General features: G+C 37.8%; 26 protein-coding genes and 2 pseudogenes. 18 read left to right on the top strand and 10 right to left on the bottom strand.

What is annotated here, in order from left to right; genetic code table 11:
* Positions 1-38: 38 nt before the first annotated feature.
* The 10 genes and pseudogenes from AC07YC_RS13915 to AC07YC_RS13870 all read left to right on the top strand — a co-directional run bounded on the left by AC07YC_RS13915 (position 39) and on the right by AC07YC_RS13870 (position 8,907).
* Positions 39-1,235, top strand: coding sequence for an MFS transporter (locus tag AC07YC_RS13915; RefSeq protein WP_336635641.1), 1,197 nt, complete (start codon positions 39-41; stop codon positions 1,233-1,235).
* 22 nt (positions 1,236-1,257) lie between these two features.
* A pseudogene (locus AC07YC_RS13910) lies at positions 1,258-1,932 on the top strand (ankyrin repeat domain-containing protein); the annotation flags it as partial.
* Between the two features lie 240 nt (positions 1,933-2,172).
* Positions 2,173-2,574, top strand: a complete 402-nt coding sequence (locus AC07YC_RS13905) for an ankyrin repeat domain-containing protein (RefSeq protein ID WP_494919677.1) — start codon at positions 2,173-2,175, stop codon at positions 2,572-2,574.
* A 250-nt stretch (positions 2,575-2,824) separates the two neighbouring features.
* The gene (locus tag AC07YC_RS13900; RefSeq protein WP_036121404.1) at positions 2,825-3,493 is read left to right on the top strand and encodes a response regulator transcription factor; all 669 of its coding nucleotides are present in this window, start codon (positions 2,825-2,827) and stop codon (positions 3,491-3,493) included.
* Complete coding sequence (locus tag AC07YC_RS13895) at positions 3,490-4,872, top strand: sensor histidine kinase (protein WP_494919676.1); 1,383 nt, start codon at positions 3,490-3,492, stop codon at positions 4,870-4,872. The genes AC07YC_RS13900 and AC07YC_RS13895 overlap by 4 nt, the downstream gene beginning before the upstream one ends.
* Positions 4,873-4,982: 110 nt before the next feature.
* Entirely contained in the window at positions 4,983-5,894 is a 912-nt protein-coding gene (locus AC07YC_RS13890; RefSeq protein ID WP_494919675.1) for an ABC transporter ATP-binding protein, read from the top strand.
* The gene (locus AC07YC_RS13885) at positions 5,891-6,601 is read left to right on the top strand and encodes an ABC transporter permease (RefSeq protein WP_494919674.1); all 711 of its coding nucleotides are present in this window, start codon (positions 5,891-5,893) and stop codon (positions 6,599-6,601) included. Before AC07YC_RS13890 ends, AC07YC_RS13885 begins: the two co-directional genes overlap by 4 nt.
* A complete protein-coding gene (locus tag AC07YC_RS13880) occupies positions 6,602-7,339 on the top strand; it encodes an ABC transporter permease (protein WP_494919673.1) in 738 nt (245 codons plus the stop codon). It abuts the gene before it with no gap.
* An 18-nt stretch (positions 7,340-7,357) separates the two neighbouring features.
* Complete coding sequence (locus tag AC07YC_RS13875; RefSeq protein ID WP_494919672.1) at positions 7,358-8,617, top strand: erythromycin esterase family protein; 1,260 nt, start codon at positions 7,358-7,360, stop codon at positions 8,615-8,617.
* A 131-nt stretch (positions 8,618-8,748) separates the two neighbouring features.
* Positions 8,749-8,907, top strand: coding sequence for a DUF1540 domain-containing protein (locus tag AC07YC_RS13870; protein ID WP_004231699.1), 159 nt, complete (start codon positions 8,749-8,751; stop codon positions 8,905-8,907).
* 50 nt (positions 8,908-8,957) lie between these two features.
* Here the strand turns inward: AC07YC_RS13870 and AC07YC_RS13865 are convergent, their stop codons facing one another.
* Both AC07YC_RS13865 and AC07YC_RS13860 read right to left on the bottom strand, forming a co-directional pair.
* Positions 8,958-9,200 (bottom strand): hypothetical protein, encoded by a 243-nt coding sequence (locus AC07YC_RS13865; RefSeq protein WP_008175353.1) that lies wholly within the window; start codon positions 9,198-9,200, stop codon positions 8,958-8,960.
* 71 nt (positions 9,201-9,271) lie between these two features.
* Positions 9,272-10,612, bottom strand: coding sequence for an aminotransferase-like domain-containing protein (locus AC07YC_RS13860; RefSeq protein ID WP_494919671.1), 1,341 nt, complete (start codon positions 10,610-10,612; stop codon positions 9,272-9,274).
* 118 nt (positions 10,613-10,730) lie between these two features.
* On the opposite strand from AC07YC_RS13860, the gene AC07YC_RS13855 reads away from it, so the two are divergent.
* Positions 10,731-11,654, top strand: a complete 924-nt coding sequence (locus AC07YC_RS13855; protein ID WP_494919670.1) for a DMT family transporter — start codon at positions 10,731-10,733, stop codon at positions 11,652-11,654.
* A 93-nt stretch (positions 11,655-11,747) separates the two neighbouring features.
* Here AC07YC_RS13855 and AC07YC_RS13850 read toward each other — a convergent pair whose 3' ends face one another.
* From AC07YC_RS13850 to AC07YC_RS13835, 4 genes are all read right to left on the bottom strand, one after another.
* Positions 11,748-12,392, bottom strand: coding sequence for an SIMPL domain-containing protein (locus AC07YC_RS13850; RefSeq protein ID WP_336635633.1), 645 nt, complete (start codon positions 12,390-12,392; stop codon positions 11,748-11,750).
* Positions 12,393-12,445: 53 nt separating this feature from the next.
* The gene (locus AC07YC_RS13845; RefSeq protein WP_494919669.1) at positions 12,446-13,069 is read right to left on the bottom strand and encodes a DUF2238 domain-containing protein; all 624 of its coding nucleotides are present in this window, start codon (positions 13,067-13,069) and stop codon (positions 12,446-12,448) included.
* 124 nt (positions 13,070-13,193) lie between these two features.
* Positions 13,194-13,496: a YunC family protein gene (locus AC07YC_RS13840; RefSeq protein ID WP_008175342.1), complete on the bottom strand. Its 303-nt coding sequence runs from the start codon at positions 13,494-13,496 to the stop codon at positions 13,194-13,196.
* A gap of 151 nt (positions 13,497-13,647) precedes the next feature.
* Positions 13,648-13,770: a hypothetical protein gene (locus tag AC07YC_RS13835; protein ID WP_336635631.1), complete on the bottom strand. Its 123-nt coding sequence runs from the start codon at positions 13,768-13,770 to the stop codon at positions 13,648-13,650.
* A 258-nt stretch (positions 13,771-14,028) separates the two neighbouring features.
* Between AC07YC_RS13835 and AC07YC_RS13830 the strand changes: the two genes are divergently transcribed.
* Positions 14,029-14,766 carry a polysaccharide deacetylase family protein gene (locus tag AC07YC_RS13830; RefSeq protein ID WP_336635630.1) on the top strand — a complete coding sequence of 246 codons (738 nt, stop codon included), beginning with the start codon at positions 14,029-14,031 and terminating at the stop codon, positions 14,764-14,766.
* Between the two features lie 58 nt (positions 14,767-14,824).
* Here the strand turns inward: AC07YC_RS13830 and AC07YC_RS13825 are convergent, their stop codons facing one another.
* Entirely contained in the window at positions 14,825-15,076 is a 252-nt protein-coding gene (locus tag AC07YC_RS13825; protein WP_336635629.1) for a hypothetical protein, read from the bottom strand.
* A 105-nt stretch (positions 15,077-15,181) separates the two neighbouring features.
* On the opposite strand from AC07YC_RS13825, the gene AC07YC_RS13820 reads away from it, so the two are divergent.
* On the top strand, positions 15,182-15,976 hold the full coding sequence (locus AC07YC_RS13820) for a DUF2268 domain-containing putative Zn-dependent protease (protein ID WP_494919668.1): 795 nt from the start codon (positions 15,182-15,184) through the stop codon (positions 15,974-15,976).
* Positions 15,977-15,996: 20 nt separating this feature from the next.
* On the top strand, positions 15,997-16,509 hold the full coding sequence (locus AC07YC_RS13815; RefSeq protein WP_494919667.1) for a DNA-deoxyinosine glycosylase: 513 nt from the start codon (positions 15,997-15,999) through the stop codon (positions 16,507-16,509).
* Between the two features lie 133 nt (positions 16,510-16,642).
* Here AC07YC_RS13815 and AC07YC_RS13810 read toward each other — a convergent pair whose 3' ends face one another.
* A complete protein-coding gene (locus tag AC07YC_RS13810; RefSeq protein WP_494919666.1) occupies positions 16,643-16,987 on the bottom strand; it encodes a hypothetical protein in 345 nt (114 codons plus the stop codon).
* 446 nt (positions 16,988-17,433) lie between these two features.
* Between AC07YC_RS13810 and abc-f the strand changes: the two genes are divergently transcribed.
* Positions 17,434-19,062: a ribosomal protection-like ABC-F family protein gene (abc-f, locus tag AC07YC_RS13805; protein ID WP_494919665.1), complete on the top strand. Its 1,629-nt coding sequence runs from the start codon at positions 17,434-17,436 to the stop codon at positions 19,060-19,062.
* A gap of 72 nt (positions 19,063-19,134) precedes the next feature.
* Positions 19,135-19,896 (top strand): hypothetical protein, encoded by a 762-nt coding sequence (locus tag AC07YC_RS13800; RefSeq protein ID WP_494919664.1) that lies wholly within the window; start codon positions 19,135-19,137, stop codon positions 19,894-19,896.
* Positions 19,897-19,993: 97 nt separating this feature from the next.
* Here AC07YC_RS13800 and AC07YC_RS13795 read toward each other — a convergent pair whose 3' ends face one another.
* Positions 19,994-20,479, bottom strand: a complete 486-nt coding sequence (locus tag AC07YC_RS13795; RefSeq protein WP_494919663.1) for an SRPBCC family protein — start codon at positions 20,477-20,479, stop codon at positions 19,994-19,996.
* Between the two features lie 138 nt (positions 20,480-20,617).
* Between AC07YC_RS13795 and AC07YC_RS13790 the strand changes: the two genes are divergently transcribed.
* Positions 20,618-20,986 (top strand): YybH family protein, encoded by a 369-nt coding sequence (locus AC07YC_RS13790; protein ID WP_336635623.1) that lies wholly within the window; start codon positions 20,618-20,620, stop codon positions 20,984-20,986.
* On the opposite strand, the pseudogene AC07YC_RS13785 reads toward AC07YC_RS13790, so the two are convergent.
* Positions 20,979-21,256 (bottom strand): annotated as a pseudogene (locus AC07YC_RS13785) (TSUP family transporter); the annotation flags it as partial. The gene AC07YC_RS13790 and the pseudogene AC07YC_RS13785 overlap by 8 nt on opposite strands.
* On the opposite strand from AC07YC_RS13785, the gene AC07YC_RS13780 reads away from it, so the two are divergent.
* On the top strand, positions 21,252-21,458 hold the full coding sequence (locus tag AC07YC_RS13780) for a nucleotidyltransferase family protein (protein WP_336635716.1): 207 nt from the start codon (positions 21,252-21,254) through the stop codon (positions 21,456-21,458). The pseudogene AC07YC_RS13785 and the gene AC07YC_RS13780 sit on opposite strands and share 5 nt — an antisense overlap.
* Positions 21,459-21,464: the final 6 nt, after the last annotated feature.

The raw sequence follows: 21,464 nt of genomic DNA, 5'->3' as shown, positions 1-21,464 counted from the left end.
CCATTTTCTCGCACCTATGTGTGAAAGGGACAACTACTATGCCAACTAAAACCGTATTTCCACTTCTATTAGTTTATATGTTTCTCGCTATGCTTGGTGCAGGTCTTGTCATACCGATTCTCCCACAGCTACTGATTGAGTTCGGTGCAAGTGGTAAAGCAGCAGGATATTTAGTATCTGCTTTCGGATTAACACAATTTTTATTTTCACCTATAGCTGGGAGGTTTTCTGATAAGTATGGCCGAAAGCCAATGATTATTAGTGGTCTAATTTTGTTTGCGTTATCCAATTTAGTTGGGGCTTTAGCAAGCAATTTCACCATTTTTCTTATTTCACGTTTTATTGGGGGGATGGGATCAGCAGCATTGGTTCCTTCTATAATGGCTTACATCGTAGATATTACCACCGAAGAAAAACGATCGAGGGCGATGTCGTTTTTAGGGGCGTCTATGTCTTCAGGATTTATTGTTGGACCAGGCTTAGGTGGGCTGTTAGCAGAATTAGGCACGAGAGCTCCGTTCTTTACGTCAGCTATTGTTGGTGTTTTAGCAGCCATTAGCTGTTTATTTTTATTACCTGAATCACAAAGGACTACACGATATGTTGAATCAAATTTAAAAAAGGAAAATATATTTCAACAGCTTGCACAATCTATTAAATCTCCTTATTTTATTTTGCTATTTATGGTATTTTCACTGACGTTTGGACTGGCTCACTTTGAAACAGCTTATCCGTTAGTAGTCACACAGAAGTATGGTTTTACAACAAGACAGATTTCTATTTTATTTATGGTTTGTTCCTTCGTTGGAACAGTGAATCAATTATTATTAACAAGCTGGCTTACTAAAAAGTTTGAAGAAAAGCATATTATTAGTAGTATGCTTCTATTTTCGGCTACGGCGCTCGTCCTTTTACTGCTGTCCGCTAATTTTTACTACATCATGGTAATAACGATGCTATACTTCTCATTTAATAATATTTTACGGCCAACCATTAATACTCTTTTATCGAAAGAGGCAGGGAATGAACAGGGCTTTGTGGCAGGCTTAAACAATGCTTATATGAGTCTCGGGCAAATTTTTGGACCCGTACTTGCTGGAATATTATTTGATCTTCATTTGAATCTCCCGTATTTATTTGGAGCATTGGTCCTCATCGTAAGTAGCGCTATCTCGATGAAACGAATAGGAAAGCTGCGGAGAGATCCATTACAACATAAAAGTACGATGCAATAGCCAAAAGGAGCTGAACACTGACATGATAAAAAAATGGTTCATAGTATGTTTAGGAATCGTGTTCCTCCTCCAAGCGTGTACACTAAACGACCATAAGGATACTCAAAAAGAAGTTGGACTAGTGGGAGATCAGCTACTACAAGCGGCCGAACAGGGAGATCGAGAGGCTGTCTACAAATTAATAGCTGATGAAAATATTGATTTAAATATTCAAGATGCTAAAGGGCGTACCCCAATGATGATTGCAACCTATAACAATGATGTGACCACTGTCAAGGCTCTTATTGACGCAGGGGCAGATGTAAATATTCAAGATGAACTGGATAACAATCCATTTTTATATGCGGGTGCAGAAGGCAATATCGATATTTTAAAACTCGCAAATCAGGCAGGGGCTGATCCGACGCTAACCAATCGCTATGGAGGAACAGCTTTAATTCCCGCATCGGAGCATGGTTATGTCGATATAGTCAAATATCTCCTCGGGCAAACGACTATGGATGTAAATCATGTGAACAACTTAGGCTGGACGGCGTTAATGGAGGCCATTATTTTAGGTGACGGAGGAGAAAAGCAACAAGAAACGGTGAAGGTTTTACTAGCTCATGGTGCGGATATGAATATGGCTGATTTAGATGGTGTGAAGCCATTGCAGCATGCTCAGGGAAAGGGATTGAAAGAAATCGCCAATATCCTTGCTCTTGAAAGCTTTAATCAATTAACTGAGGCGGATAAAATTCAATTAAAAATGGATTTCTTTCAAGCTGCGACTCAGGGGGAAGCTACACAAGTTACGGAAATTTTAAATAAAGGAATCGATATTAATGTTGCTGATGAGCAGGGAAGAACGGCTGCTATGATTGCAACCTATGGAAATTACCCTGATGTTGTATAGGTTTTGATTGAGCAGGGTGCAGACATTAATAAAAGAGATCATATGGAAAATAATCCTTTCCTTTATGCAGGCGCCGAAGGTTACTTAGAAATTTTGAGGCTAACGATTGAGGCAGGAGCAGACCCTACCATCTTCAATAGATTTGGGGGGACGGCATTAATTCCAGCAGCAGAGCATGGTTATGTAGAGAATGTTCAAGAAATTCTTGAGCATACAAATGTCGATGTAAACCATATGAATAAACCAGGCTGGACGGCATTGTTAGAAGCAATCGTCTATGGGGATGGTGGTCCAAAATATCAGGAAACTATTCATATATTGATTGAACATGGAGCGGATGTTCATTTGGCAGATGCAAGGGGAATCTCTCCCCTTCAGCATGCACAATCTCGAGGATTTCAGGAAATTAGCAACATTCTTATGCAAGCAGGGGCAAAACAATAGATAGGTTTACGGAGTGAAATGTTCGATTCAAGCCACAACATTCTGTAAACAGAAAACGCAACTTTTTCAAGTGATAAAAAAGTTGCGTTTTTTCATGCCCTCATAAAAAAATAGGAAGAAAATAAGTAGAAGATTACCATATAATAACCATGTATGGAATTTATCTTGTACTTCATTTTAAGATAAATGTATAATGCAAAATATGGTATTTTAGTATATCTTTCAATATAGGCATAAGGAGGGTGAAACATTGATTCGTATATTATACATAGAGGATGAAAAGGAAATAGGACATTGGGTTAGTAAAGATTTAACTGAAAGGGGCTATGAGGTAACATGGCTAGAGTCTGGGGATGGTATTGAGCAACATATTGCCTCAAAGGATATTGCCATACTGGATGTGATGTTACCTGGGTTAGACGGATTTTCCATCGGTAAAAGAATTAAAAGGGAAAATAAAGAACTGCCTATTCTAATGCTATCGGCGAGAACAGCAGTCGAAGATAAAATAGAAGGCTTGAATTTCGCAGATGATTATTTAACAAAGCCTTTCCATCCAGATGAACTAGTAGCAAGGCTTGAAGTATTACTGAGAAGATACCAAAAAAATGATGATGTGCTAGAACTACAGCATCTTAAAATGTATACAAAAGATATGAGAATTATTAATACATTGACTGAAGAAGAAATTCTCTTGACGGGTAAACAGTTTTATCTCTTACAGTATTTTATTCGCCACCTCAATCAAATTTTAACGAAAGAGCAACTTTATGAGGGCGTTTGGGGTGAAAGCTATATCGAAGGTGATAAAACATTGATGGTACATATTCGATATTTAAGAGAAAAGATAGAAATAAATCCCGCAAAGCCAATGATTATCGAAACGATTCGAGGGATTGGGTATAGGGTGAAACTATGAAATTCTTCCGTTCACTACTAGCTAAATATATGTTGATCATTATATTAGCCTTATCCATTGTTCAAATTTCTTATATGGGGACAGCTATGTTTGTATTAGGAATTACGAAGACAGGGGTAGGAGAGTTTTCTAGTGAGATCCTTTTGGAAAGTGAAATTGAGGAGCAATGGCATGCTCAGTCTAAAAATATAAACAATGTATCAAATGATGCCATTACCCAGCTTTTTCAAAAGTGGCAAGAGCAATTACCTACGGCTTCTATGTTCTGGGTAAGTGAAGACGGGACATTATTGACTACGGTAAATGTGCAGGAGGAGCTTCCAGCAAAGTGGACACCAGCATTTACTACTAAATTTATAAAGCAGCGGTATGGAGGAGACCCATTTACTGTTATTGCTTTCTTAGGTGATGATGTGTCCAATGGCTTTATTGTGTTAGAAGTTCCAAGAAACGTATTTAATCCACCACTTATCAATATTTATGAAAACTACGGTAATCTCTTATTTTTTGGTGTGATTGCGATTATTCTATTTTTCATTGTCGTATCATTGTTATTTTTCAAAGGAATCCGAAAGAGACTTTTACATCTTCAAGATGCCATGGAAATACGGGATGTAGATGGTTTACCTATTGAAATCCATGTGAAAAAAAAGGACGAAATTGGGCAACTGGAGCATAGTTTCAACAGAATGGTTTGTGAGCTGAGAGAAAGCAAACAGCGTCAGCAAAAAGAAGAGCAACTAAGACGAGAGCTAATTGCAAATCTTTCACATGATTTGCGGACACCTTTAACAAAGGTAAGAGCTCAATCTTACTCCATTAGCAAAGAAACATTGTCAGAGGAAGGTAAACAGGCGTTACGGGCGATGGAAACATCTATCGTGAATATTGATGCTTTAATTGAAAATTTAATGTCCTACACATTGCTCATGGCAAGTAAATATAAATTTGAACCGAAAAAAATCAATGCTATTCGTTTTGTTCGAGAGCACCTGACGACATGGTACCCAGTTTTTGAGCGTGAGGGATTTACCATTGATATTGAGCTACAAGCATTTGAACATCATGAATGGTGTGTAGACCCCATTTGGTTAGGGCGCATATTAGATAATCTCTTCCAAAATGTACTGCGTCACGCCAATAGCGGGAAATATATAGGTGTGAAAACAGAGTCAACAGCGAATTATACAGCATTTATTATTGAGGATCATGGGAATGGTATGAAAAATGAATCGAATGCAAAAGGTGCAGGGATTGGCCTATCCATTATAGATGTTATGGTAAAGGGCATGCATTTAGAGTGGGATATTTCTTCAGATCCATCGGGGACAAAAATAATAATAAAACATGCAAATCCATCTGCGAAGCTTGATCAGTAAAAAGCTCGCAGATTTTTTTATGGAAAAAATGCTTTTTTAAACAAAATTTAAACTTAGCCCTTACCTATTTTTAAACTTCCATTCTTATGATAGTTAATGAGGTGAGGATATTGGAATATATCGTACAAACACAAAATTTATCAAAATACTTTGGAAAAGAACAAGCTGTATCAAATATAAATTTACAAATACGCAAAGGTGAAATTTACGGATTTTTAGGACCTAATGGAGCGGGGAAAACAACAACGATTCGCATGCTTCTTGGTCTAATGAAACCATCCTCAGGGACCATAAAAATTTTTCAAAAGGACATTGCGAAGGACCGTATTCAAATTTTAACGAACGTAGGCTCATTAGTTGAAAATCCATCTTATTATGCACATTTGACAGCCTATGAGAACTTGGAGGCACTACGAAAAATACTAGGTGTGCCAAAAACTAGAATCGATGAAGTGCTGCAAATTGTCCGTTTGAAGGAAGTTGCCAATAAGAAAGTAAAGGGCTTTTCACTAGGAATGAAACAACGTCTTGGGATTGCGGCTGCTTTATTGCACAACCCAGAGTTACTCATTTTAGATGAGCCAACGAATGGCCTCGATCCTTCAGGTATTATTGAAATTCGCAATCTAATTAAAAGACTGCCGAAGGAATACGGCATGACCATTATTATTTCCAGCCATTTATTATCAGAAATCGATCAAATGGCTACACAGGTAGGCATTGTTTCTAGAGGAACATTGATTTTTCAAGATTCCATTGAGGAAATGCGTAAATTTGCACAACCAAAGGTGGTTTTTAAAGTTAGCAATAGCGAAAAAGGATGGCGTTCTCTTTTAGCAAATGGCATTAAGGCAGACTATCAGGATGGTGTCATTTTCTTAGAGGAATGCTCTGACGAAAAAGTAGCCCATATTGTTCAGGTACTTGTTCAGGAGGGAATTTCAGTATTTCGAGTAGAAGAAGAGAAACGCTCATTGGAGGATATTTTCCTGCAAATGACGGCGGGAGAGCTAGTGCTATGATGGGTAAATTATTAACTGCTGATTTTTTAAAAATGAAACGCAAAGGTTTATGGTTATTAACACTTTTAGGTCCCAGTGGTGTAGTTGCTCTGCAAATGGTCAATTACGGTGTGAGGAAAGACTATCTTTTACAGCAGAGCGAGGATGATTGGGGTTATTTTTTACAAAACATTCATTCCTTTACACCGCTAGCCATTGTACTAGGTATTGCTATCCTAACGTCATTCATGGCGAGTATTGAAAACGAGACAAATGCGTGGAAACAGCTCATCGCCTTACCTGTTTCTAAACTATCCGTGTATTTATCTAAATTTACAGTATTGGCGATTCTGTTATTTTTGTCTTCAACGCTATTGATGCTATTCACACTGAGTTATGGATTATTTTTAAGCTTAGGTGAACCGATACCCTACTTAGAGCTCGCCAAGTATAGTTACTTCCCAGCTTTAGCAGCATTGCCAATTCTAGCTCTCCAGCTATGGATTGCAAGTGTTTGCCATAATCAAGGGATTCCTATTACTGTAGGTATTTTCGGAGTGATTTTTGCCTATTCTTCCTATGTTTTACCCGATTGGATGATATGGAAATGGCCGTCGTTGATGAATCAATGGGATGAGCCGATCATCAATGTCATGCTAGGGGTAGGAATAGGTATCTTCCTCTATATGGTTGGCATGATTGATTTTGCAAGAAGGGACGTGAAGTAAATGACGGCTATACTGCGAGCTGAATGGTTTAAGTTACGTAAATCAAAGATGGTACCGATCATTTTCGCAGGACCCATTATTGGGCTATTTATCGGATTATCGGCCAATTTAGAAGATAATATGTCTGGAGTACCAATCAATGAATGGTATATTGCTTTGTTCTCCATGAATTTAACATATGCTTTATTATTTTTACCACTTATTACGGGGGTCTTTGCTAGTCTCATCTGTAGGTATGAACATCAATCTGGTGGCTGGAAGCAGCTATTAGCATTACCTGTAACGAGGGGGAAAGTATTTGTCACTAAATATGCGTTAATTGTACTGCTTGTTATGGCGATGCAGGTATTGTATTTATGTTCAGTTTTTACTGTTGGGATGATCAAGGGCTATACTGATCCTTTCCCAATCGAGATTGTGTGGAAAAGTATTGTGGGAGGATGGGTAGCGACATTGCCTTTAGTAGCCCTTCAATTATGGATGTCGATTATGTTTAAAAGTTTTGCCGCTCCTTTTGCAGTCAATGTGGTATTTACATTACCCTCTATTTTTGCTATAAATTCTGAACGTATTGGACCTTATTATCCTTGGGCACAGCCCTTTTCGATGATGTATATTGGTGGCAGCACAGACGATGTATTTTTTGTACCATGGGAGCAATTGTTAACAGTTGTCGGTGGTGGCTTCATCCTATTTTTCCTTGGTGGGTATTACTACTTCCAACGAAAAGCCATTTAACCTTAAGGGAGAATTGACATGAAAATGAAACGAAGTTTGAGATTATTAACTACATGTATACTACTAGCAGTTTTAGCTGGCTGTGGACAGGGGACGGCTGTCAAAGATGCCTCACAATATAGTAGTGAAATAAAAGATATTACTATTCCTGATGATGTAAAAATTATTGGCTTTGGAGAGGCAACACACGGAAATATTGAATTCCAAGCCTTAAAAAAGGATTTATTTGAAGCGGTGATGAAGAATGAAAATGTTCGAGTCTTTGTTTTAGAGGGGGATTTTGGGGGAGCCCAACAAATAAATCAATTTATAGTCAATAGTGTTGGCACGGCGCAAGATGCTATTAAAGCACTGGATTACGGCATTTATCAAACTGAACAAATGGTGGACTTTGTGCAATGGATGCATGACTATAACGTAACAGCCAAGGAAGAAGATAAAATTTATTTTTATGGTAATGATATGCAACGCTATGATGATAGCAAAAAGGGTTTACTTGATTATTATGCGGATGTCGATGCTGAAACGGCTAAGCAATATACAGCTCAGCTAGAACATGTGTCCAACAAAACAATGAGAGAATTATCGAATAGCCAGTTAGTAGAGCTTGATCAAACAATCGATGCCATCATCAAAGATTTACAATCAAACAAGGAAAGCTATGAGAAAGAGTCATCAAAGGATGCCTTCTCTTTTGCGGCGCAATATGCACAAATTTTAAAGCAACGTACGCAATTGTTTTTAAACGATGGCAATTATATGAATTTACGTGATGAATACTTAGCTCAAAATTTACAATGGATTGTTGATTTCGAAGCGACGAAGGGCCATGATAAAGTATTGATGTCTGGTCATAATGGCCATATAGATAAAACGTCTGCTACAATGGCAGGTTATAAGTCGATGGGACAATATTTAAATGAGCACTATAAAGATCAGTACTTTGCCATTGGTACGGACTTTGTGACAAATACATTCCAAGCACCAAATGGGTCTGGTGAGCGTAAGGAGTATACGATTGAACATCATAACGCTCTAGTGGATGCTTTTAGTGATATCCATGACAACATCTTGTATGTGGATTTTGAAAATGCTAGTCAATCAGACGAGCTATCTAATATCCTTACAAAGGAGCAAAGAATGGGCAATGTAGGCGATGATTTTCGTCCTTGGTATAAGCTTACAAAAATGCTTTATACCATTAAAATGACACCTGCAGATGCATATGACGGTCTAATAATTGTACAGGAAGCAACACCAACAAAAGTAACGGATTAGTTAAATATAGGGATTTAGTATGGAGTATGGTGGATACGCGGCACTCATGTGTGAACCGAGGGCTGACTTTACTTATTCACGTATTGTTTACCTCTAATTTGTTAAAGCTAACAAAGAGGAGGTGTGAAACGATGGCACAAGAAATTCTATGTGAAGTCAATAACTGCACATTTTGGGATTCTGGAAACAAATGCACAGCAGAAAAAATTTATGTTGTCAGCCAGAAGGGACAACATGCTTCCAACAGTGAGGAAACTGACTGTAAAACATTCGAACCTGAAACGCATTAATGAAAAAAAGGGGTAGCCACTTATAGGGTTACCCTTTTTCCCTGTCTTTATTAATAAGCATCGACCTTTTCTTTATTAAATAAAAGTTCATGTGCAGTTTTTACTTTTTCCTCTACATAATCCAATGAGTACTTACCCACCGAATCTGTTAAATCTCCAATTGCCCGCGACAAGTTATCAATGATCGGGATTAATTTATGCATTTCCGTGCGGTCTTTTTCTTTGTGCATCTCATCCATAATTTCATATGCGAGACGCTGGATTTTCCTTAGTCGCAATTTCTCAGAGTGCATTGAATCCTCCTTATTGAACCAATTTATGATGTCTAAATATATGAAGATCAAGAAGGTTTCATGAATGACTTTTAATAAAAGTAATTGTTAGGATCGTTAAGAGATAAGGAAATTTCCTTTATACCCATTTCAATTTTTGATTCTTCCACATTGGATACATTTAATTTCAATATTCGTTCATGATAAAATTCGTCTAAATAATTGCGGTTAATGGTATCTAAAAGTATATGGCTTTGTTTCATTTGCTGGATCAGTTTATCGGTATTAACCTGTCTTGGTAAAATAATGTGGCTATGCATACAAATGTCCTTAGAAGCCTTATACTTTGCCAAATGGGTTGTTATCGATTGTTGCAGTATGTTAGCTCGTATGGCATAAGACTCGCTGACCTTCTTTTGATATCGTTCAAACATGCCACTTTTTAGGTATAGCTCTAAAGCTGCCTGGGAAATCATCGAGCTATCAATATCAGTGGTATTTTTATATTGCTGAAATGTCCGGATGAAGATATCTGGTAAAACGGCTAGCCCAATACGTAAGCCAGGAAACATGATTTTAGAGAAACTTTTTAAATAGATGACATGTTGCTGTGTATCATCGGTAACAATGGGATCTATTTTCGAATTTTGCTCGAAATCCGCTAAATAATCATCTTCAACAATGTATACATGATATTGATAAGCAAGTTTACGGATTATATCTTTTTCCTGCTTGCTGTATGAAGTCCCTAGAGGATTGTGCAAGCGAGGCATCGTGTAAAAAAACTTAATGTCGTAATGACTAAAAATGCGCTCTAATTCATCTAGATCAATGCCATCTGTTGTTCTTTTAATGCCGATAGCGGGAATTCCATAGGTTTTCAAATAATCCATATACAAATGATAACTAGGCTGCTCCACTAAAATGGTTGAGCGACCATTTGGGAATGGCATAATACTTAGCAAAGATAGGGATTGTTGGACACCAGAAGTGATAAATATATTTTCCTCTTTTGTGAACACTTGATAATTTGTTAATAGTTTTTTGGCTTCTTTTATGAGAGATGGTAAGCCTTTCGGTGTCCCGTATCTAAATAGGTCTGCTTGGTATGTATCGATTGCCTTGTTGATGCAATGTTGAAAATCTTGGTACGGGAAAGCATGCCAGCTAGGTGAGGAGGTAGCAAAATCTATATGGTCTTGAACCTGTGGCTGAAAGGGCACTTGATGGTCAACAACATAGTAACCGCTTTTCGGTAATGCATAGATAAGATGCTGCTCCTCAAGTTTTTTTAAAGAAGTTAAAATAGTACTTTTACTGCAGGAGTATTGCTGTGATAACTGGCGGATTGAAGGTAGCTTTGCCCCTGATGGAAGAGTGCCTGCCTGTATTTGAGTCATAAGCTGTGAATAAATCCATTCATATTTAAACATATATAACCTCCAACGCATCTGTATCGGTACAGATGTGTTTTTTTTATATCGTCAAATGGTGCTCTTTTTTATACGATAACCATACCGGCCGGAATTGATGGAGAAGGAGCATTATCGTATGTCCCAAAAAAGAAATGCCTATATAGCAGCGATTTCGTATGCATTGATCATTGGGCTTTCATTCCTATTTGTGAAGGTTACATTAACAGTAGCGAGCCCTATGGATACATTAGCTCATCGTTTTTCAGTTGCTTTCATCGGCATTGTTATTGTACTAGTATTTACGAAAAATAAGCTAACAATAAAAAAACATGATTTATTAAAAATTCTACCTTTAGCCATATTGTATCCCATAGTTTTTTTCACGTTTCAAGTGCTTGGACTTGCTAGAATTTCCTCATCAGAAGCGGGAATTATTCAAGCAACGATTCCTATTTTTACATTAGCACTAGCAGGTTTATTGTTAAAGGAAAAAGCTACACGTGGACAGTTTGTAGCCATTGCGTTTTCTGTACTTGGTGTGATGTATATGCTAATGATGAACGGGGCAAATGCTACTACTGGAAATATTATTGGCAGTGGGTTTGTTTTATTTTCAGCAATTGCGGCATCGATTTATAACGTCTTTGCAAGAAGGCTTACCAAGCAATTTTCTTTACTGACATTAACATATGTCATGACATTATGTGGATTTGTCATTTTTAATGGGATAGCTATTGGAGATCATATGATGAAGGGTACTATCCATGAATTTTTTAAGCCACTTCTACATGTTGATTTTATTATCGCCATTTTATATTTAGGCCTATTATCCTCGCTCGGCACGTCTTATTTATCAAATTATGCTCTATCTATATTAGAGGCCTCTAAAATGAGTGTTTTTAGTAATTTGGCTACGCTTATTACTATATTTGCGGGTGTTTTATTTTTACACGAATCCTTCCAGACGTACCATTTAATTGGCGGAGTAATAATTGTTATAGGTGTTATAGGAACAAATTATTTTGGCATGAAGAGGGTAGAAAAAAATGAAGAAATATAGCCTTTTACTATTGATAAGTTGTATTAGAACGGGTATGGAATTCACAGTAGGAAAGCCTTCCGCTGTTGTTTCGCAGAAGGCTTAAGTCATCATTCAATATTGAAAGTTCACGCGGACAGAGGCATTTATGTCGATTTGACCTTGTTCTATAGGTGTTATATCGGAGGAAACGGCCATTGAGCGATAAAGAATAGGCGTATTAACTTGTTCTTCGACAATTTCAGTGGGGAGGAGCTGCAAAGGTAAATGCATAGTTTCTGCAATGGTTTTTGCCTTTGCTTGAGCATTATGCAGAGCTAAACTCAATGCTTGCTGATAGTAAGCATCTGCATGGTCAACTTTGAATTGAATGTTGCTGATACGATTTGCCCCGTTTTCTACAGCCGTATCAATGATGAAGCCAACACGTTCAGGATCTGATACATTGACGGTAATGGCATTCGTTACTTCATAACCAGTGAAAATTTGTTGACCGTCTTCAAAATGATAAAGTGGGGTAATTGTATAGGCAGCTGTTTGAATTTGTTCGCTTGGAATTCCAAGGGCTGTAATGGATTGAATGACTTGATTCATAGTAGCCGCATTCTTCTGCTGTGGCTCTTGTACATTTTGGCCTTGTGTTTGAACTTCTATTTGTAGTTGCATGGCGCTTGGCTTCGCCTTTACCTGCCCATTGCCCGTTACAGTTATAACACGTGGGGGAATGGATGCCTGATGATGGAGCTGTGCATAGTACATACAATACCACCTTTCATAAGATTTTTATTCATCATACTATGCAAAAAATGATTTTAATTGTTTAATTTTTTTAAATATTTATCATGGAGCTTTGTCAATAAAAGCAAGGTAATAATGGAACCTAGCAAGGCTAAAGACATGTCCCATTGAGCATCCCAACGATCTCCCTGCATCCCTAAAAAGTCTTTGGCCCCTTTACTGCCCTTCGAGATTCTTGTGCTTAACCATTCAATGATTTCATAAAATGCAGCAATCGCAAGCAAAATACTAATGGAGATACCTGTTAGCCAAGCCCCTTTTGTAAGAGGGGTTTTTCGAATTAAAATTTCTCTTATAACAATGGTCAGCAAGCCTTTTAAAAAATGACCGAAGCGATCGTAATTATTACGATGCAAATTAAATTCTTCTTTTATCCAATTAAATAGTGGCACCTCTGAATACGTATAATGCCCACCTATAAAAGTTAGAATTGATAATAGGGTAATGATCAAGTAAGAAATGGTTGTGAATCGGAATTTAGGATAAATACAAACTACAATAATTATCGCAACAATTCCTGGGCTAACTTCAGCGAGCCAATCTAAGTAGGAGGATGGTTTAATAACAGACCAGATAAAAACGATTAAAGCAATCGCAAGGAAAGTTACATGTATTTTAAAATGCTTATTATTATTCATGACAACACGCTCCCTTTGTCCCACAGTATGGGGAAGAGAGAGTTTGCTTATTCAACCAGTGTAGGGGTTCAAAAAAAGGAAAAGCGTCTAGTCATACGTTCTAAAAAAGACGCTTTTTTATATATTAAATCATTTTTAACAGTGCCTCGACGCCACTCATTCCTTCTGTAATGCCAAGTTGTTCGGCTTCATAAGTCACGGATTCTAACGGAGCCGTTAATAACTCATCAATCGTTTTCACACCAACTGCCCGACCAGCAATAATTTTTCGATCAACCAAGCGACTATTTAACAGACCTACATCTAATGCGCCGCACATAATGTAGCCAGTATTATTAGAAATAGTCAGTAGTGTTGTTTTAGGTAATTGAACAACTACTGCAGTGAAGAAATGTCCCTTAATCATGATAGGTTCAATTGTCACCATTGAAATCACTCCTTTTCTCTATATACATATGGCGATAACTATCAAGGTGTTCGACATTTCTAATAAAAAAACTCTTGGTAATAAAGAAAAAAGTCTAATATCAAAATAATAAAAAGGAATCTACTCTTGGCGAATAGATTCCTTTTAGCATTCACTTTGTATAAGACAATAAAGCGGTTTGTTTACATTTACTCAATGCAATGGTTGCTTCATTTTTAGAAGTATATTCAAACATCCGATACGTGTTTTCTTCAAATACGGTAATTATCCACATTTATAGTATCTCCTTTTTTCTGTTACATAACATTTATTAAATTTAATTAATTGTTATATATCAGTGATGATTTCATTTTACATGAATAAAGAAAAAAATAAAGGAATATGAATGATGTTTCACATTTCGTTCAATTTTATAAGTTTTTTTGAAATAATTAAAACGAGAAAACAGACGTCTCTCACAAGTATAATTAACGGTAATTCGCAAATAGTAAGTTGACGGAGTTCTGTGAATGTGGACTTGGGAGGTGATGCTATGACACGTAAATATGTATGGGTTTTAACGGTTTTTGTTTTAATCATCTCGGGATTTTTTGTAGGGTTCAAAGCTCATGCTAATAAAGGACGTCCGTATTATGAGGAGACTGGAAAAGTTGTGTGGGATATTAACACGGAGGATAAAATAGTGGCACTTACCTTTGATGATGGCCCACATCCCAAATACACAGCGGCGGTGCTTGATTTATTAGCCAAATATGATGCCAAAGCGACTTTTTTTATTATTGGAAAAAACGCTGAAAAATATCCAGAGCTTGTTTTACGTTCTTATACAGAAGGGCATGAATTAGCGAATCATACGTATACACATCCGTTTAAAGCTTCCATCAATAAATTGCAAGAAGAGCTTCGACAGACGAATGACACGATTTATGGTATTACTGGTTTTTCCCCTGTTTTATTCCGTCCTGTTGGTGGAAATTACACAGATGCTATGATAAATGCCGCTGTTAAGGATGGCTACAAGGTCGTGATGTGGTCTTGGCATCAGGATACTCAGGATTGGAAAGAGCCCGGTGTAAAGAAAATTGTACAAAAGGTTATGAAGGGCACAAAGCCTGGCGATGTCATATTATTTCATGATGGTGGTGGAAATCGTACACAAACCATTCAAGCATTAGAGGAGATAATACCAGCATTAAAAAAGCAGGGCTACACATTTGTTACAATATCCGAGTTGATTGAAAGTAAACAGCAGCAAGAGCAAGTTCAATAATGAAAAATGAGCCATCTCAACAATGTTTGAAATGGCTCGTTTTTCACATCAATATAACCTAGAAGAAAATAATTGGAGCTAGTGCAATACCTAGAACAGTTCCTAGTGCAATGCCAACGCCAAATCCTCCTCCACCATATCCCCAAAAGCCTAGACCATAACCACCATATCTTCTATCAGGTAGAATCCATACCTGTCTTCTGTCTACCCTCGTGATTTCCCCAACATGTACTCTACCAGATGTATCCGAAATTCGAACTCGTTTACCGTGATATTTACAACAAACATTGTAAGCATCAGTTGGATTCACAAATATCCCTCCTTTCTACTTCATTACAAGCTAATATATGCTAATTAATGCATTTATCTTTAGCCGATTGTCTATTCATCACATATACTATCAAGAGGTGATGACATGGCAGTTGAGTCTACACATAAGTGGCTTGAGGAGTATGAATTAGCCAGAAAATCTAAGAGCAGTGATGAGCTATATAGCTTACAGTGTTCGATTCTATGTGATCGTTTGGTCAAACTATTTCAAGAGGGATATCCAGAGGAAATACACTTCGAATTACAGCAGCAGGGTCTTTTTTTACCAGAGGAAGAGATTCATCTAGAGAGACTGAAACAGAAGAATGTGTGGGGCTGTGTGGAGCAGGAGTTTATGTACTTACAGCAGAAGTGGGATGGTCCAACTATACCTATATATATATTTCCAATTACCCGACAACAAACTATCACTAACAAAAATGGTGTGGCGTATCCTCATTCGCTTTTTTTATTTGTGGGAGAAGTAGAAAAACAGGAGCTTCAAGCATTACTCGCCCATGAATATAACCATGTTTGCCGTTTACACTATCTTAAAAAGTCTTTAGCCAAAATGACTTTATTGGATTCTCTTATATTAGAGGGGTTAGCAGAATGTGCAGTGAAAGAACTTTACGGAGATCAATGGCTAGCACCGTGGTTAACTGACTATACGTTCGAGAAGGTTTTAAAACTATGGAAATCTCAGTTTTTGCCAAACCTACAGCTTCTGGGATTGGAAAAGCATCGACCATTTTTATATGGTGGAGAGCTTCCACCGTGGATAGGCTATTGTATAGGCTATGAAATTGTTCGATCGTATGTGAGGAATCATTCATCCCAGCTTCCTTTATTAGTACCAAGCCAAGATATACTTGCCGGATCTGATTTTCCGCTACAATAGAGAAAAGGAGAGTGATTGTTGTGTCTAGTGAAGTAAAAAATGTATTATTACCCGTTGTAGATTCATCCACAAAGGTGCTAATTGTTGGCTCCATGCCGGGAAAACTGTCATTAGAAAAACAGCAGTACTACGGTAATCCACGCAATCACTTTTGGCCCATCATTGATGAGCTATTGCATATTGAAGTTCCTGACGATTATGGTGAGAGAATGGCTTTATTAAGAAAGCATGCAATCGGTCTTTGGGACACAATTGAAGCCTGTGAGAGAAAAGGGAGCCTAGATGCGGCGATTCGTAATGAAAAGCCAAATGATTTTCAAACTCTTTTTCAAAGCTACCCGAACATCGAGTTAGTACTCTTTAATGGGGCGAAGGCATTCGATGTTTTTAAAAAGCATATTGGATTAGAGCTTTTAGCTGGACGAGCTTATAAAAAAATGCCGTCAACGAGTCCGATACCAGGGAAAAATATTAAATCCTTTGACGAAAAAGTAGAGGATTGGGGAATTATGCAGTCATATTTATCTCAATAGTTTGCAGTCATTCCACCATTTTTTTGTACATAATCAGAGCCATACTCTTACGATGAGATGCATACCTATACCTTACTAAGATGTGCTGCCAGAGGTTATAGCATGAGGGAAAATACGCTGCTATTATCTTCACCTAGGTAGGCAATGGCTCAACGGTTAAATGCCCGATTACATATATTGAATTATGTAAAAGGAGGGCTTGTGTGTACAATAATCCATTTAGAGAAGATAATTTTAGAAGACCTGGCTGGGGTGGCGATGATAATTTTGAAACACCGCCATTTGGTCCACCTAATTTTGGTCCGCCTCCGGCAGGACAAATGCCAATGAGTGCACCACCAGGCTTTTCGCCACCAGTGCCTGCACGGCGAGAAGGATCAAGTGGTATTCGCTCCTGCCTATTTAGAAACACCTTTATTTGGTTGAATACAGGTAGGAGCTTTTGGTTTTTCCCAACTGTTATAGGAAGAGAATTCATTGCTGGCTTTCGTTGGAGTAGTCGGTATGGCTGGTATTTCCGTACGATAACGAGAAATCAAATTCGTTCATTTGAATGTTTCAGATAATGTCGCGCAAAGAAAGTTTCATTTTCAAAAAAATGGTGTTACAATGACGGTAATAAAAGATGAAGGGACGATGGGTGGCTAATGAATAACTAATCTTATTTTTTACAGATGAAATTTAAATTTCACCAACCATAAAAATAGGATTAGTCTGCCCATTTTCCATATTTAACGCTTGTATTGGTCTTAATAGGCCAATATTACGCTATTTCAGAAGCTTATTTTACTATGTTTAAAATAAGTAATGGAGTAACAAATATAGCTGTTTCAACAGTTAATTTGTGTATATGTAGCAATGACTAATCCTTCCAAAATACTTGGAGGGATTTTTTTGATCCTCCAACTGGAGAGGATGGATAGTATGAAGGAGCTTTTAAAATTACAGGATATTAGTTATGAAATAAAGGATACATTCTTATTTGAGCATGTGACTGCTACCGTAAAGCAAGGTGAGGTAATCGGTATTATTGGTAGAAATGGTGCTGGAAAATCCACATTGCTTCAATTCATACGAGGTATGCTGGTGCCTACTACAGGAGAAATAAAAGGGCTACTATCTGTAAAAACGGCCATTGTAGAGCAGGAACTAGCTCATTTTACTAGGATGGAAATAACGGCTAGAGAGGCAGATTTGCTATCTAAATGGAAGGTACCCAATGTGCCATTTGAAGCATTAAGTGGTGGGGAAAAACTGAAAATGCGCCTGGCAGAAGGTTTTTCGCAGGGTGCTCAAATTCTAATGCTGGATGAACCAACCAATCATTTGGACGAACAGAGTACCACATTTTTGATTAAACAAGTACAAAACTATAAGGGAACGATTATTGTTGTCTCACATGATCGTTACTTTTTAGATAACGTAGCGACAAAAATCTGGTCGATTGAGGACAAGAGACTTATTGAACATAACGGCAATTATTCAAACTATATGGCTGAAAGAGAGCATCGAAGATTAACGCAACAACGTGCATACGACAAGCAGCAAAGAAATATTGAGCGTATTGAGGCACAGATGCAGGAACTAACAGCATGGTCTCAAAAGGGTCATGCTCAGTCTACCAAGCTAGAGGGTTTTAAGGAATATCACCGTGTGAAAGCAAAGCGTCTTGATTCCCAGGTGAAATCTAAGAAAAAGCGATTAGAAGCAGAGCTTGAGAAGGCAAAGGTTGAAGCTGTGAAGCCTGAATCAGAAATACGCTTTTCTTTAGGAACCAACCAACGTGTCGGTAAACGTTTTTTAGAGACCAAAAATGTTTCCTTACACTTCGACGACAGATTGTTGTTTAAGGATGTGAACATCACTGCGCAATTTGGAGATAAAATTGCTGTCACGGGAACAAATGGTAGTGGAAAAACAAGTTTTCTAAAAGTCATCTTAGGTCAATTAAAGGCTGAGGGCGAAGTATGGGTATCTCCGGCTGCTAACATTGGTTATTTAACACAGGAAGTCTTTGACCTACCGCTTGATCAGACACCAGAGCAGTATTTTTATCAAGAATCGTTTGAAGAGCGAGGGAAAGTCCGCAATCTCATGAAAAATCTAGGCTTTACATCTACACATTGGACATCTTCGATTGGGGAGATGAGCATGGGTGAGCGGGTAAAATGTAAACTGATGGCATATATAGTAGCAGACAAAAACGTTCTTATTTTAGATGAGCCAACGAATCATCTTGACCTGCCTTCTCGTGAGCAGTTAGAACAAACGCTTGCCCAATACAATGGAACATTACTTGTCGTCTCACACGATCGCTACTTTCTGGATAAGGTAACGAATAGTGTATGGGAGGTTCATGGTCAACAGATAGAGAAAAAATGGAGAAAAGAGGTTAAGCAGGACGAGGATGTAATGACACTTCGTTTAAAACTAGAAACGGAGCGGCAAGAAATATTAGGTAAACTAAGCTTTCTCACAGCTAAGGATAAGGATTACGCCAAGCTTGATGAAAAATTTAATGAGCTGACGAAACGAATTAACGAGCTAAAATAGCAAACGTTTAAGTTGGTTTTTACTAGGGAAAAATACCGAGAGAAGGAAATTAATAGATGGAGGTTCACACGAATGAAAAGAATGCTATTTCTCCTTTTTTTGAGTATTTGCTTTATAGGTGCCTGTGCAAATCGTGAGGAAAATCAACAAGCACATGAAAGTGAGACCCAAATATCTGTAGAACAAGCTAATCATCATAATAATGGAACAGCAAAGGAACAAACAGAGGTCCTGCAACAAATCAAGGATCAAATACATGCTGATTTCACCGTAAAAATGCCAACAACTTTACCTATTCCAGAGGGTGCTTTTTTATCAGCTACTACAAGGACTGAAGGGAATCAGGCGGAAATTGTCTTTTATGAAAGTAAAGAGAATATACCTATTAATGATATTCGATTAAAGAAATCAGCAACCGTCATAGGGCGATTGCTCGTTAAGCAATACAATAATGCAGAAGGTGCCAGCACTCAAATAGCGTTTGATAATTTTAATCAAAATGGTGGGCGAAAGGTGGATCTTGGTTACAATATCAAAGGTTACCAAGATGCGGGAGCCGGCTCCTTATGGACTGGATGGAATGAAGGACGTTGGGCAATTGCTACACATACCCGAACAGAAAATCCAGAGGCTGGTGTCAAGCTTGCAAAGCAGGTAGTAGAATATTTAGAAAGTCATATGCTCCCTATTCCAAAGCAATATGGCATGGCTCAATTGGACGTTTATCAGACAGGCAATTTAATCGTTTGGCAGGATGAAAAGCTTGTGTATACACTCGATTCCATAAAGGACCCTCTAAAGGCCATAGAAATAGCTACAGCGTTTTACCAATAATAAAAACCCTAGAGTCATTGTGACGTGACCCCAATGATTAGACGCATCTAACAATGGGAGGTGCACGTCAATTGTACTCTAGGATTTTTTTAATCGTTTACTTTACGGAATCTACAAGGTCCTTGTAGTCGTGGAATCGCTGTTGCCAACTCTCCATTGGGAAGGTTAGCCGTTCCTGACCCTCTAGAAGATCAGCTAACAAGTCCAGACATATATGCCACCCTGCTAAATCCTTTGGCGTATGCTCCGTTAAAGCTTGAAGTGTCTCCACTAATAGTAGTAATGTGCCCTCGTCAGTAGAAGAAAGTTCGAATCGTACAGTATCCGTACCCCAATCAAATTCGAGAGTTTCATTCTCTGCATAATCAGTAATGCCTATTGTTTCATAGGCATCTGTTCCATCGTTCATATTAAAATGCATCTTACCATTGTTACGAAGATCAATGATTTCTAAATTACTCATCCACTTTTGCAGCTTGTCATTATTAGTAATTGCTGCCCAAACAACCTCTATCGCATGAGGGAGCGGGCGTTTAAATATAGCAACATGGTGATTGGATTGTTCTTCAATAGAAGCTAGCATAGTATCCTCCGTTTTTTTATGTGATTTTGTCCTTATTATAGGCGTTCTTTATGAACTGTTCAAAGGAGAACATCACATAAATACATTATTTATAAGGAGATAGATATGGGATAATATTGTTAAAAAGGAGGCGAGAATATGACATATAAACAAGCATTAGAACGTTATATCCAAGCAACAAATACGCATGATTTTAATGAAGTAAAGGTTATTTTGCATCCACAGGCTGTATATTGGTTTTCGGATAAAACATGTACGACTACAGAGGAAATTGGTGCTTACTTCAATCACGCATGGAATGTAATTCAAGAAGAGGTCTATTCAGCGACTGATATAGCATGGCTAACCGTTGATGAAAAGACAGCTACCTGTCTTTATACATATCACTATGAAGGCTATCATAATGGGAAATTTATATCAGGTAGCGGTAGAGCGACAAATATTTTTACGTTGATGAATGGTGAATGGAAGTTAATTCATGAACATTTGAGTGGCAATATTAAATGATTTTCCATAGCATCTTAATAATCAACAATGAAATAATGACAGGTAGGAGTAGTTTGGCTATTTTTATTGGCATATGTGGCAGCACTAGGAGGCCGCCAATTGAGACCCTAGGATAGAGCCTAATGCCATGGCAATGGCATAGTGCCATTGAATAAAACCAGTTTGATAAAAAACGATAAAAGCTCCTGTACAACTCCCAAAAAGCAGTGCACGAGTGAGCTGTACGGCTTTTAAGTAAGTGTGCTGGCAACGCAAATAATATAAAATACTACCAACTGCTATCGGTATTAAATTAACAAATGGTCGGCTACAAGTAGCTGCACCATATGGTATTCACCATTTAGGTGCTGGCATAATAGAACCAACACCGTTTTTCCTTGAAAATAAAGAAAGATATGCGATATATCGCCAAAGAATTACTTCTAAACAGTGGCATTTAAGATGGCCGAAATTAGAAATCAATCTACAGTAATCGGAG

The organism is Lysinibacillus sp. GW247-5R2A, assembly GCF_059424475.1.
The sequence above is the reverse complement of the archived record's forward strand: the minus strand, read 5'-3'. Positions and strand labels throughout refer to the sequence as shown.

Coding starts and splice junctions, on each gene's coding strand:
- AC07YC_RS13915 (WP_336635641.1), top strand. CDS start 39: ATGCCAACTAAAACCGTATTTCCACTTCTATTAGTTTATATGTTTCTC.
- AC07YC_RS13905 (WP_494919677.1), top strand. CDS start 2,173: ATGGAAAATAATCCTTTCCTTTATGCAGGCGCCGAAGGTTACTTAGAA.
- AC07YC_RS13895 (WP_494919676.1), top strand. CDS start 3,490: ATGAAATTCTTCCGTTCACTACTAGCTAAATATATGTTGATCATTATA.
- AC07YC_RS13885 (WP_494919674.1), top strand. CDS start 5,891: ATGATGGGTAAATTATTAACTGCTGATTTTTTAAAAATGAAACGCAAA.
- AC07YC_RS13880 (WP_494919673.1), top strand. CDS start 6,602: ATGACGGCTATACTGCGAGCTGAATGGTTTAAGTTACGTAAATCAAAG.
- AC07YC_RS13875 (WP_494919672.1), top strand. CDS start 7,358: ATGAAAATGAAACGAAGTTTGAGATTATTAACTACATGTATACTACTA.
- AC07YC_RS13870 (WP_004231699.1), top strand. CDS start 8,749: ATGGCACAAGAAATTCTATGTGAAGTCAATAACTGCACATTTTGGGAT.
- AC07YC_RS13865 (WP_008175353.1), bottom strand. CDS start 9,200: ATGCACTCTGAGAAATTGCGACTAAGGAAAATCCAGCGTCTCGCATAT.
- AC07YC_RS13860 (WP_494919671.1), bottom strand. CDS start 10,612: ATGTTTAAATATGAATGGATTTATTCACAGCTTATGACTCAAATACAG.
- AC07YC_RS13855 (WP_494919670.1), top strand. CDS start 10,731: ATGTCCCAAAAAAGAAATGCCTATATAGCAGCGATTTCGTATGCATTG.
- AC07YC_RS13850 (WP_336635633.1), bottom strand. CDS start 12,392: ATGTACTATGCACAGCTCCATCATCAGGCATCCATTCCCCCACGTGTT.
- AC07YC_RS13845 (WP_494919669.1), bottom strand. CDS start 13,069: ATGAATAATAATAAGCATTTTAAAATACATGTAACTTTCCTTGCGATT.
- AC07YC_RS13840 (WP_008175342.1), bottom strand. CDS start 13,496: ATGGTGACAATTGAACCTATCATGATTAAGGGACATTTCTTCACTGCA.
- AC07YC_RS13835 (WP_336635631.1), bottom strand. CDS start 13,770: ATGTGGATAATTACCGTATTTGAAGAAAACACGTATCGGATGTTTGAA.
- AC07YC_RS13830 (WP_336635630.1), top strand. CDS start 14,029: ATGACACGTAAATATGTATGGGTTTTAACGGTTTTTGTTTTAATCATC.
- AC07YC_RS13820 (WP_494919668.1), top strand. CDS start 15,182: ATGGCAGTTGAGTCTACACATAAGTGGCTTGAGGAGTATGAATTAGCC.
- AC07YC_RS13810 (WP_494919666.1), bottom strand. CDS start 16,987: ATGAATTCTCTTCCTATAACAGTTGGGAAAAACCAAAAGCTCCTACCT.
- abc-f (WP_494919665.1), top strand. CDS start 17,434: ATGAAGGAGCTTTTAAAATTACAGGATATTAGTTATGAAATAAAGGAT.
- AC07YC_RS13800 (WP_494919664.1), top strand. CDS start 19,135: ATGAAAAGAATGCTATTTCTCCTTTTTTTGAGTATTTGCTTTATAGGT.
- AC07YC_RS13795 (WP_494919663.1), bottom strand. CDS start 20,479: ATGCTAGCTTCTATTGAAGAACAATCCAATCACCATGTTGCTATATTT.
- AC07YC_RS13790 (WP_336635623.1), top strand. CDS start 20,618: ATGACATATAAACAAGCATTAGAACGTTATATCCAAGCAACAAATACG.